Annotated in this window: 8 protein-coding genes and 1 pseudogene; 5 read left to right on the plus strand and 4 right to left on the minus strand. The window is 50.7% G+C overall.

Annotated features, from left to right (window positions below; translation table 11 throughout):
• Positions 1-41 precede the first annotated feature (41 nt).
• The 4 genes from EKM04_RS22525 to EKM04_RS22540 all read left to right on the plus strand — a co-directional run bounded on the left by EKM04_RS22525 (position 42) and on the right by EKM04_RS22540 (position 7,620).
• Entirely contained in the window at positions 42-1,361 is a 1,320-nt protein-coding gene (locus EKM04_RS22525; RefSeq protein WP_183893710.1) for an NAD(P)/FAD-dependent oxidoreductase, read from the plus strand.
• An 18-nt stretch (positions 1,362-1,379) separates the two neighbouring features.
• Positions 1,380-3,671: a hypothetical protein gene (locus tag EKM04_RS22530; protein WP_183893712.1), complete on the plus strand. Its 2,292-nt coding sequence runs from the start codon at positions 1,380-1,382 to the stop codon at positions 3,669-3,671.
• Between the two features lie 335 nt (positions 3,672-4,006).
• On the plus strand, positions 4,007-5,425 hold the full coding sequence (locus tag EKM04_RS22535; RefSeq protein WP_234910847.1) for a class I SAM-dependent methyltransferase: 1,419 nt from the start codon (positions 4,007-4,009) through the stop codon (positions 5,423-5,425).
• Between the two features lie 146 nt (positions 5,426-5,571).
• A complete protein-coding gene (locus EKM04_RS22540) occupies positions 5,572-7,620 on the plus strand; it encodes an LTA synthase family protein (RefSeq protein ID WP_183893714.1) in 2,049 nt (682 codons plus the stop codon).
• Positions 7,621-7,669: 49 nt separating this feature from the next.
• On the opposite strand, the pseudogene EKM04_RS22545 reads toward EKM04_RS22540, so the two are convergent.
• Positions 7,670-8,389 (minus strand): annotated as a pseudogene (locus tag EKM04_RS22545) (glycosyltransferase family 2 protein); the annotation flags it as partial.
• Here EKM04_RS22545 and EKM04_RS23100 point away from each other — a divergent pair.
• Positions 8,373-8,435: a hypothetical protein gene (locus EKM04_RS23100; protein WP_350310112.1), complete on the plus strand. Its 63-nt coding sequence runs from the start codon at positions 8,373-8,375 to the stop codon at positions 8,433-8,435. The pseudogene EKM04_RS22545 and the gene EKM04_RS23100 overlap by 17 nt on opposite strands.
• Here the strand turns inward: EKM04_RS23100 and EKM04_RS22550 are convergent.
• From EKM04_RS22550 to EKM04_RS22560, 3 genes are read right to left on the minus strand one after another with little or no spacing between them, the layout of a single operon-like run.
• Positions 8,415-9,353, minus strand: coding sequence for a GDP-L-fucose synthase family protein (locus EKM04_RS22550; protein ID WP_183893717.1), 939 nt, complete (start codon positions 9,351-9,353; stop codon positions 8,415-8,417). The genes EKM04_RS23100 and EKM04_RS22550 overlap by 21 nt on opposite strands.
• A gap of 3 nt (positions 9,354-9,356) precedes the next feature.
• Positions 9,357-10,439, minus strand: coding sequence for a GDP-mannose 4,6-dehydratase (gene gmd / locus EKM04_RS22555; RefSeq protein ID WP_183893719.1), 1,083 nt, complete (start codon positions 10,437-10,439; stop codon positions 9,357-9,359).
• Between the two features lie 12 nt (positions 10,440-10,451).
• Positions 10,452-11,462 carry a GDP-mannose 4,6-dehydratase gene (locus EKM04_RS22560; RefSeq protein ID WP_174154589.1) on the minus strand — a complete coding sequence of 337 codons (1,011 nt, stop codon included), beginning with the start codon at positions 11,460-11,462 and terminating at the stop codon, positions 10,452-10,454.
• Between the last annotated feature and the right edge of the window lie 30 nt (positions 11,463-11,492).

Below are 11,492 nucleotides of genomic sequence, written 5' to 3' on the forward strand. Positions count from 1 at the left end.
AATTGAACGATAGGCAGCGAGTGCCATTGGAAGGGTTGAACGTGGAACAAGTTTATGATGTCGTGGTTGTGGGTGGTGGTTTCACCGGACTTACAGCCGCTTATGTTCTCGCTAAGCGGGGCTTGAAAGTTCGTGTTATTGAGGGAGATACCGATGTAGGCGGTCTTGCCGGAACGTTCGAGTTCAGCGATGGCGTAAAACTCGAGAAGTTTTACCATCATTGGTTTAACAACGACGTTTACGTTCCTGAACTGGTCAAGGAACTTGGGATGGAGGGGGACATCGTGACCCTCCCCTCCAAAACTGGCATGTATTTTAATGGCCGTATGTGGAAGCTATCGACGCCGATGGATCTGATGCGGTTCACGGCCCTGTCGTTCGTTGATCGTATCCGTCTTGGGCTACTCGTATTCCAAGTCCGCAGGGTTAAGGACTGGAAGCAGATCGAGCATCTGAGCATACGAGAATGGCTGGAATCCTTGGCGGGCAAGCGCGTCTACAAGGTGGTCTGGGAGCCGTTGATCGAGTCCAAGTTTTCTGTGTACGCAGAAGCTGTGAATGCCGTTTGGATGTGGAAGAAGCTTGTTCTTCGCGGCAGTACGCGAAACGACAAGGGTGGCGAGGAACTTGCCTACTTTAAAGGAGGATTCGGACGATTGGCCGACGCCATGGTGTCCGCAATTAGACAGGCTGGCGGTGAGGTTACCGTTGGCGAAAAAGTACTCAGTGTTAAAGCTGATGGCAAAAACCTCTCTGGAATTCAAACACAGAGCGGGGAGGTTCAGGGCAAGCAGTTTCTGTTCACTCCGGCGCTGCCAATTATCGCAGACATCTTCAAGGGATCGACCACTGAGGAATGGCGCCAACGATTGCTACGGGTGCGCTATCTGGGCAATATGTGCTTGGTACTGAGGCTCAAGCGAAGCCTGTCTGATACTTACTGGCTCAATGTTAACGATCCTGGCTTCCCATTCGTAGGTGTCATAGAACACACGAATTTTGACGTTCCAGAAAACTATAAAGGATCGCATATCGCGTTTCTTTCACGATATCTTGCGGTTGAAGATCCGGTATGGTCGTTTACCGACGAGGAGTATGTCGATTTTGCGTTGGGGCACCTAAAAAGGATGTTCCCTGAAATGGAGCCTTCTTGGGTTATCGAGCATCGGGTTTGGCGTTCCGAATACGCTCAGCCTGTGACGGAGCGCAATTATTCTAGCTATGTTCCAGGCAGAGACACGCCATTTGAAAATGCTTTTATTTCAACGATGGCGCAGATTTATCCTGAAGACAGAGGAACGAACTATGCCATCCGAGAAGGCCGAGACATCGCGCGGCATATCGCAGATTTGCTGGCTTAGGCAGTGATGGTAAACGGGTTGCCATCGATTCCTGCAGTTTTCATTCTTGCTGGTTCCATCACTGTCGCCCTGGTTTTTGGGGCGACAATCGTTGGACGATACTTAAGTGGCTTACTTCCAGTACGATTGCGTCCTCTAGCAAAGTTCTATCTCGCACCTGCTTTGGGGCTCGCTCTTTTTACGGTAGGGGCAAGCATCGTAGGACGTTGGCTGCCTCTCGGAAACTGGATCATCGCCGCAGTTTTATCTCTCGGGCCGATTTGTTGGGCTATTCTGCGTGAGCCCTTCAAGGGTCGGATGCTCTTACACGCAGTCTCCAACAGCCTTTTTTCGCTAGCCGCCGGTATCAGCATGCTAGCTCCGCTTCTTGTCTTTGGAGCGTTCAACGCACACAATGACGCTTTTACTTATCTCGCCCACAGTGGCTGGCTACAGAATCATGCGTTTTCTAACACGATCGAACCCGGTTTGATCACTCCGGTAACGACGCAAATCGCAATGTATCAACATTTCGGTTTTCGCATGGGCAGCTCGTTTTTTATTGCTCTTGTTCAGTCGATATTCGGTCTTCGGTGGGCTTATGCTGCTTATCCTGCCGTCATCATCTCGGCAATATTTTCCACATGTCTTTCACTCGGGTTTCCAATCAGTGCGTATTTGAGGCGTTTTTCCCGTAGAACCCGCTTACTTGTGCTGTGTTTTCCCGCATTCGGCTTCGGTGGATTGGTGTTTGCTGCCAACTTCGGCTTTTTGCCACAGACACTTGGGCTAACATTTGCCTGCAGTCTGCTGTTTCTGTCAGGGTCTGTTTTCAAATGGTTTGGTGCGCTCGAAACAGACGATATGCGGGCGGTGCTTAAGCCCGCCATTCTATCCGCGCTCCTCCTCAGTGCATTCGTTTTTGCTTATTCCGAATTCGTTCCGTTTGTTGGATTGGCGATTTTGATCGTCGCCATCGCAACCATGATCCAGTCAAAAAACAAGCTGGCAATAATCGCTTATGGCGTATTCGTTCTAGTTTTCGCGACGCTTTTCCTAAATTTGGAAATCGTCAGGGCGTTCACAGCATTAAAACTTCAGTCCGGCGCTGTCGTAGGAACACCGGTCAATTGGACTCTCATCGGGTTCATAGCGCATGCGTTAGGCACACATGGTGGAGCGTGGGATACCTTTCAGTGGGCGTTGCCTAGCGGCGATTGGGTTTCTTACGGCGCAGGCGTCTTTACAGTCCTCCTCCTAACTGCACTACTAGCACACGGTTGTAGAGGACTTTCGCGGTCAGCAAAGACGCCACATCTGCTGCCTATCACTACAATGCTGGTCATTCTTTCCCTAGGTCTTTTGTATTTTCGTTACTTGGTACCATCGCCATTTTCAGTCGGCGTTGGCCAGAGTTGGAGCCAGTTCAAGCTGGCAGACTGGGCGCACCCATTTGTTTCCGTCTTCGTTTTGCTAGCGTTTTTCTTCTTGCTCTCCAAGATGGGAAAATGGGCTGCAAAAACGGTTACGGCATTTTTTGCCTTAGGTTTTGTTGCGGCCGGCGTTTTGGCGGTTGAGCGGGTCAAACCGGTCGTGAAGAGTTATGGAGACGTTCACGATCTCGCAAGGTTCTATACGGATTTTAGGGACGCCGTGCTGACCTCTTGCCCTCCTCTGGCTCCTCTTTACCTTGCTTTAGGTGACAGTGATCAGAAAATCAGACAAATCGCCACGCTCTACCTTCCAGACCGTCAAGTTCTCGCCGACTGGAAGGGAGATGACTATGTTCAGGCTTGGTTGCCCGAAGCCGATAGGCGCGGAGAGCTTGTACCGGGGCAGTGTATCGTCGAACGGCAATCTTCTCAGCAAATCTCCGTTGGTGGCCGAAACGTGGGTGCATTTACAGTCGGTGCAGTACCCGATGTTGGGCGTATTCTAATTGGGGTAGTCCAAGGGGCGCATGACCAAGAGACAAACGGCAAAGACTGGTGGCGTTGGATCGAGCGTGAAGTGAGCTTTGAATTGCAGCCTAGATTGGTTGATGGACAAGCAATGCGCACGAGGGTTCGATTTGCATATCAAACGCGTGGGCCACAGACCATCACTTTGGCACTGCAATCGGATGGCGGAAACGAAGGTGATTCAGTCAGCACCTTTGCGGTCAAAAGCACGGGCGAAGGTTCGGAAGTGTTCGATCATGTTTTTGATGTTCCCCCTGCAGATATCCGGAGGCTACACATGACCACAAATGGCGTCGCATTCCCTCTGCAGGAACCAGATACACGATCTGCCGCATGGAGAATCGAAAACCTTCACATCGAACCCAGTTAGTAGAGTGTTTTCTCAACTAACCTCAATCGTCCAAAAAAGGTCCTGCACATTGCGCTTTTATATATGACGGATGTATGACAAAAGTGAATGTCGGGCCAGTCAAGATTGTATATAACGAGGGAAACTGAGAATGAGAAATCTATTATTCATATCGTCAGGCGGACTATTTCTAATGTCGTCAAGTGGAAGTGCATTCGCTTACCTTGATCCAGGGACTGGGAGTATGGTTCTCCAAGCTATCTTAGGAGGCGCAGCGGTAGCTCTTGCTACATGTTCTCTCTATGTCGAGAAGATAAAGTCTTTCTTTAGTGCTCGAGGGCGCGACGGTAAACGGGATGGTGGCGGAAAAGATGTTTGACGCCTCATCCGTCGGAAATGCGACAAGAATTTCTGGTTCTTTTCGCGATCCAGCAGGTCACGTTTTGGAACGTGGTGACGACATTTTCCGTGAAATTTCTTCTTGGGGCGCTCCTGCTTACGAAGCAGCCAGAGACGCCGGTATTTTCCTCGAATTCTCAGAAAGAGGATGGCTGGTCCCTATCAGAGCAGAAACCGTTATGGCTGATAAAAAAGGCTATATTATAAAGGTCGACCGGATTCCGTGGATCAGTTATCCGTACGAGTGGTCTTTCGCTCTCCTGAAATGTGCAGCACTTTTTCATTTGGATTTTCATCTCAGTCTTCTGGACAAGGGGTTCACTCTGTCGGACGCGACGGCCTATAATGTCCAGTTTTTAGGTCCAAAACCGATATTTATTGATCACCTGTCTTTGCGCCCGTACCGTGATGGAGAGTTTTGGGCAGGACACAGGCAGTTCTGTGAACAATTCCTCAATCCACTGCTTCTGCGCGCTTATGTTGGAAGGCCGCATAACGCTTGGTATCGAGGGGCCATGGAAGGGATTGCTGTGGCGGATATCGCAGCAGTGATCCCAACCCGTCGCAAATTCACTTGGAATGTTTTTACCACTGTCGTGCTGCAGGATCGCTTCCAAGCGGGTACCAGTTCGGATGCCGCCAAGATCTCGGTAAAAGATCGCAGTCTGCCAAAGCGAGCTTTTGTCGCCATGCTACAGCAGCTTCGAAACTGGATTTCCTCGCTGGAACCGGGCGACAAGGTTAAAACTGTTTGGGCCGATTATTCGCTGACGAACACTTACAGTGATGCCGAAAGAGATGCAAAACATCGTTTTGTGGCAGACTATGTGGCCGATGTGAAACCAAGAACGGTCGTTGATCTCGGTTGCAACACTGGAGAATATTCAGAACGTGCTTTGGACGCAGGCGCACAGGCCGTAATCGGGTTTGACTACGATGTTCAGGCGCTTGATCGCGCCTATCAAAGATCGATCGACAAAGGGCTGAACATTCTTCCTCTGTTTCTAGACGCCAGAAATCCTTCCTCGGGCCAAGGTTGGTTGGGCACGGAGAGAATGAGTTTTTCCGATAGAATCAAGGCCGACGGACTTCTAGCGCTGGCATTTGAGCATCATCTGGCGATAGCCCACAATGTTCCATTGGATCAGCTTGTTCGCTGGCTGGTTTCGGTAGCGCCAACTGGCGTGATCGAATTTGTACCCAAGACAGATTCGACGGTCGAGAAGATGCTGGCTCTCCGGGAAGACATCTTCCACACATACGAGATAACCGAGTTTGAGCGGCATCTAGGTGGAGTGGCGGAGATCGTCCGGTCACAGGTCGTCTCTCAATCCGGGCGAACGCTGTTCCAGTATAGGAATTCGAATGTTATTTAGTGTGTTTTGTATACCGGTATCTATTTCTTTTACCTTGATACACCGTCGATATATTACGCGTGTGTCGTAATGAGTAGAATAATCGAGTTGGAATTTCTAATCCGAATTCTACTTTCGCACTTTTCTTAGTTAACTCGGGATATCATATGTTCGCTTACGCCCCTGCCTTTATAATCGGGCTCCAGATTTTTGTTTTGGGGCCGTTAGTATTGGTCATCGCAAATAAAGAGCGTTCTCCGATTAGCGTGGCAGATGTTTTTCGAGAGCCTCTTGCGATATCCCTGTTTTTTTCTCTCACGCTTGGATTTTTGATTTTCAAATTCCAAAAAAAATGGAATGGTAGAATTGCATCGCTTTTCTGGGCGTTTGCTTTGTATCTTTTAATCCAGTTCTTTATAATTATTCCAGACCTTGGAGTGCTTGATGGGCGAGTGATAGATTTCGCCGATCACCGCCTGCTGATGATCTTGGAACTTTCTATTTTAATTACGGTCCTTGTAATAGCTATCATTTTTCCGCGTCAGTCCGTGACCTACTTGTCACGATTAGTCATATTTGCCTTTGTTCTCGTTTCTATCCAGACAACGCTCTCGTTGCCTCGCAGCAGTCAAGTCGATCCTAGTTTGACAGGCTCCCGTTCCTCGGACTTTTTTCGAGACGCCGAGGTATACGATGTCCTACAAGTCGGAAAGGAAAATGCAATTGTCATTTTAGTCGATACTCTTCAAGGCGACGCTTTCGAAAAGGCGATTTATGCTAACCCAGATTTGGCAAGTCGGCTTTCGGGATTTACATTCTATAACAATACAACGGGACATTTTCCTTTCACAGCTTTGAGTGTGCCAGCCATACTCAGCGGTACTGCTTACGCTGGTAAGGGGCAGAGTTTACCTGATTATAGAAAAGACGCCGGTTTCAGAAGATTGGAATCTGTGTTCGAAGGTGCAGGATTGCGCTGGGGGCGTATTCCGCTTGGTGGAAGAGCATCCTTTTTGGACGATCGTTCCTCAAAGTGTCGAGCGTTCGCTACACTTTACGACGCTTATCTCTTTCGCCAGCTACCTCTGTTAATAAAACCGATGTTTTATTCCAACGGGGAGATGCAATTAGAAAAGCGATGCGGGGCATCCGTGGTCCCGAATAATCCGTCAGGTCTTGATCTTGCTGTCTTAGAAAAATTGTCTGAGGAGACAGTAATTGGAGGTGCTGGATCTAAAATGGTCTTCATACACTTGTGGGGCATGCATCCACCTGCGAACCTTTCTAGCGGCTGTGAGGTTTCTGCCCCCAATCCATCGATGGAAAAGTATCTCGAACAGGCGCCGTGTATAATTGGTCGAGTCGCCAACTATATTGATCGCCTTCGTTCGATTGGTGCTTTTGAAAAATCCTCCATCTTTATTGTCGCGGATCATGGAACCAGATATGGGTTTTTTAACAAAACCGAACCGAGCTCAATCCCTGAATTTATCCGTTCGTCTGCAAATCCGACCCTACTATATCACTCTCCTGGCCAATCAGAACCATTGAGTATCAGTAATTCTCCAATAGAGATAACCGACATCTATCCCACCATAACTCACAACTTCGGATTGGAAGACGGCTCTAGAGCGAAGGTAATAACTGCCGCCGGTGAAAATGAAGAAAGGGAACGCACATTTTTGTTCTATAAGGGCATCACCGACACAAATGGCGAATTTCTTCCGCAGTATGAACGGTTTTCGATCACTGGAGACGTGAAGAGCGTAGATAGTTGGAAGAGCTTGGGGGTGGAAACCGAAGTCCCAGAAAAATTGGAATCAATTAAATTTGGCACTAATGGGGCTAGTAAACTTCTCAATTACGGCTGGTCAGAGGAAGCACAAGGGGTACCGGTTTCCTGGGTAGTCGCCAGCCCTGCGACAATCACGGGGACACTACCTTGCGATTGCAACATTAGAGTCTCCATGAGGATTATGAATCCTCATGACAATCAGAGCATTGTGTTCAAGATAAATAACCAAATTATTGCAGTGCTAAATGAGTCCTCTCCAACCGGATGGGTTGAACGTGATTTCAGATTCGACGCTAGCGATTTCGGGCCGGGGTCTATCAACCTTGTCATTGAAGCGGCAATAATAAAGCCCATATCTACAGCAGACGTTCGGAACATAGGCATCGCATTTGACTGGATTAAACTAGAAAAAGAAAAATAAGATTCACGCCGCAAAGCATCAGTCTCTGCTTGTGAAAAAATATGCCAGTTTATAGACTCAACGACTTCCACCATACTGCATAGGGCTGTGCGATCCACCATTTGAGCGGGACGCTGCCATAGTGACGCCGAACGAGATCGATCGCTTCTTGGTAATGAAGTCGTCGGTTGTTTCGGGTCTTTGTCGCTTCGTGAACGCGGTTGACTGCGACGAAATCATCGATATAGCGCGGAGAGCCTACCGTCTTGTAGAGGCGCCACCAGAGGTCGTAATCCATGGTCATGTGGAGTGTAGGATCCACGCCACCGATGCGTTCCCATGCGGCACGGCGTATCAGCGTCGCTGGCTGGGAAATGATGCAGCGCAAGGCGAGTCTGTGTTCCGAAAAAGGCTCAACCCAAACGGGTCGGCGGACGCCTGTATTTTCGTGGTGGTTCCAGCAGCGGCCATAGACCATGGGCGCGTCCGGGTGGGTTTCGGCGGTTTTAATCAGACGCGCCAAGGCGCCAGGCAGAAACCAATCGTCACTGTTCAGCCAGCAGACATATTCTGCTCGACCCTTGGCGACACCCTCGTTAATCGCTGCTGCCTGGCCGTCGTCCTTTCGGCTCCGATATCCCGCGAGGCGATCCCGCCACCGGTCGATTACATTGAGCGAATTGTCGCTTGAGCCGCCGTCCAGAACAAAGACCTCGAGCGGGATGTCCTGCTCGAAAACGGATGTAAGAGCCTGATCCAGGAAGCGTCCCTGGTTGAAGGATGGGACGACTACGGTAACAAGCGGATCTGCCAGATTAGCCTCCGGCATGTTTTGACAGGAAATCGGCATAGGCTAGAGCGATACCTTCGCGCAGGCCGATCTTGGCCTTCCAGCCCAGTTGCTGCAAGCGGCCCACATCAAGAAGCTTGCGTGGCGTGCCATCAGGTTTGGAGGCGTCGAAAACGATTTCTCCTCCGAAGCCGACGACGTCCATGACCGTTTCAGCAAGCTCGCGAATGGTGACGTCCGTTCCTGTCCCGACGTTGAAAAGCCCTTCTGTGATTGCGTCCTGCTCCATCAGGAACAGACAGGCGTTCGCCATGTCATCCACATAAAGAAACTCGCGCATCGGTCGGCCGGAGCCCCACACCGTATATGTGCTGTCGCCTCGGAGCTTTGCCTCATGAGCCTTGCGGATGAGTGCCGGGAGAACGTGGCTATTGGCAAGGTCATAGTTGTCGTTTGGACCATAAAGGTTCGTCGGCATTGCCGAGACATACTGCGTTTCATACTGGCGGTTAAAGCTCTCACAAAGTTTCACACCGGCAATCTTCGCGATCGCATAGGGCTCGTTGGTCTGCTCCAGGGGGCCTGTCAACAGATAGTCTTCGCGGATCGGCTGTGGGCAGTCGCGGGGGTAGATACAACTGGAGCCGAGAAATAACATGCGCTTGACACCAGCCTGCCAAGCACCATGCACGACATTGGATTCGATCATCAGGTTCTGGTAGATGAAATCCGCGCGAAACGTGTTGTTGGCATGGATGCCACCTACTTTCGCGGCTGCCATGAAAATGTAGTCCGGCTTCTCGTGACGCAGGAACTCGTTGACCTGATGTTGCTGAGTCAAATCGAGTTCGCTGCTAGTACGAGTTACCAGATTGTCATAACCGACAGCGAGGAGCTGCCGGACAATGGCCGAACCTACCATCCCACGATGACCGGCAATGTAGATCTTGGCATCCTTGCGCATGGCTTACTCGTTGTAGTTGAATGTGTTGTAGCCGTGCTTTTTGACGACTTCATCCCGTTGGGCCGACTTCAGGTCTTCACGCATCATTTCAGATACGAGTTCATTGAAGGTGATCTTGGGAGTCCAGCCAAGCTTCTCGCGCGCCTTGCTGGCGTCGCCCAAAAGGGTCTCGACTTCGGCCGGGCGGAAATAGCGCGGGTCTACCGAGACGATGCAGCGGCCTTTTTCGTCGTACCCCTTCTCGTCTACGCCGGTACCGCGCCAGTCGATCTTCATATCGATTTCGCCAGCCGCAGTGTTGACGAAGTCACGCACGCTGTATTGCACGCCGGTCGCAATGACGAAATCTTCCGGCACGTCCTGTTGCAGCATCATCCACTGCATCTCGACATAATCCTTGGCGTGACCCCAGTCACGAAGGGAATCCATATTACCGAGGTAGAGGCAATCCTGCAGACCTAGCTTGATACGCGCCAGAGCCCGCGTAATCTTGCGCGTCACGAATGTTTCGCCGCGCACCGGGCTCTCGTGATTGAAAAGAATACCGTTGCAGGCATAAATGCCATACGCTTCGCGGTAGTTGACGGTGATCCAGTAGGCGTAGAGCTTAGCTACAGCATAGGGCGAACGTGGATAAAAAGGTGTCGTCTCGCGCTGCGGAGTCTCTTGGACGAGGCCGTAAAGCTCCGAGGTGCTCGCCTGGTAGAACTTTGACTTCTTCTCCAGCCCGAGGATACGGATTGCCTCAAGAATGCGAAGGGCGCCGATGCCGTCCGAGTTCGCCGTATATTCCGGCTCCTCAAATGACACGGCAACATGCGATTGGGCAGCCAGATTGTAGATTTCGTCCGGCTGAACTTGCTGAATGATGCGGATCAGGCTGGAAGAATCCGTTAGATCTCCGTGGTGGAGAATAAATTTGCGCTCGCCATCATGTGGATCAACATAGAGGTGATCGATGCGGTCGGTATTGAACAACGATGTGCGGCGTTTGATACCATGGACCTCATATCCTTTGGCAAGCAGAAGCTCTGCCAAATATGAGCCATCCTGACCAGTCACACCGGTAATAAGAGCTTTTTTCACGTTTCCTCGCAGCTATAATAGTTTTTCTAAACGGGTCAGTTGGGCTTGAACCATCCGCCTAACCATTTCTTTGAAGCTCACCGTCGGTGACCATCCGAGTAATTCTTTCGCCTTGGCGGGGTTCGCCAAAATCTGGCCCGGCTCCAGCGGCCGTACCAAGGCAGGATCGCTGAATACACATTTTTTCCAATCGCATCCAACCGTTTGATAGGCAATTTCACATAATTCCGTCAGCGTGTGCAGTTTTCCGGTACCAATGACGAAATCTGTTGGCTCTTGCTGCTGTAGGATCATCCACATGGCGTTAACGAAATCGGGCGCATATCCCCAATCTCTGGCGGTGTCCAAGTTGCCAAGGGCCAGCCGTCCGCCCTCCACGATGGGTCGTCCCCTCTCGTTCATGTCGGGTGAATCGACTATTCCGAGTGCCGCACAGGCCGCACCATAGGCCACTTTCTGCGTCAAAAAATGTAGTCCGCGCCGCTCGCTTTCGTGATTGAAGAGGATGCCGCTTGTTATGTATAGATTATAGCTGTCTCTGTAAATTGCAGCCATATGGTGTGCGTATACCTTCGCTGCGGCATATGGATTAACGGGATGAAAAGACGTCTCCTCATCCTGTCTTGCCGAGCGTGATTGGCCAAACATCTCCGATGAAGACGCATGGTAGACACGGGTATCCGGCCGATGATTGCGCACGGCCTCAAACAGCTTTATGGCCGCAAGCCCATTGACCTCCAATGTCTCAGGCGCGCGCGCCCAGGATTCACCCGGCCTAGACTGCGAGGCGAGATTATAGATTTCGTCTGGCTTCGCTTCGTTGAGAACACTGGCCAGTTCAAGATCCTGGATCAGGTCCCCGAAAAGAATGTTGACGCGGCCCGCCAAATGGCTCGCGCAGTTCGGTTGAGACCAACTCGCAGCCCGCGCCAACCCAAAGACTTCATAACCCTTCTCAAGAAGGAGTTCTGCAAGGTAGGAGCCGTCTTGGCCCGTTATGCCAGTGATCAGCGCTCGTTTCATAGGCCCTCTCGCATGATGATTTTGCTGACC

The organism is Rhizobium skierniewicense Ch11, from assembly GCF_023757665.1.
Lineage (GTDB): Bacteria > Pseudomonadota > Alphaproteobacteria > Rhizobiales > Rhizobiaceae > Agrobacterium > Agrobacterium skierniewicense.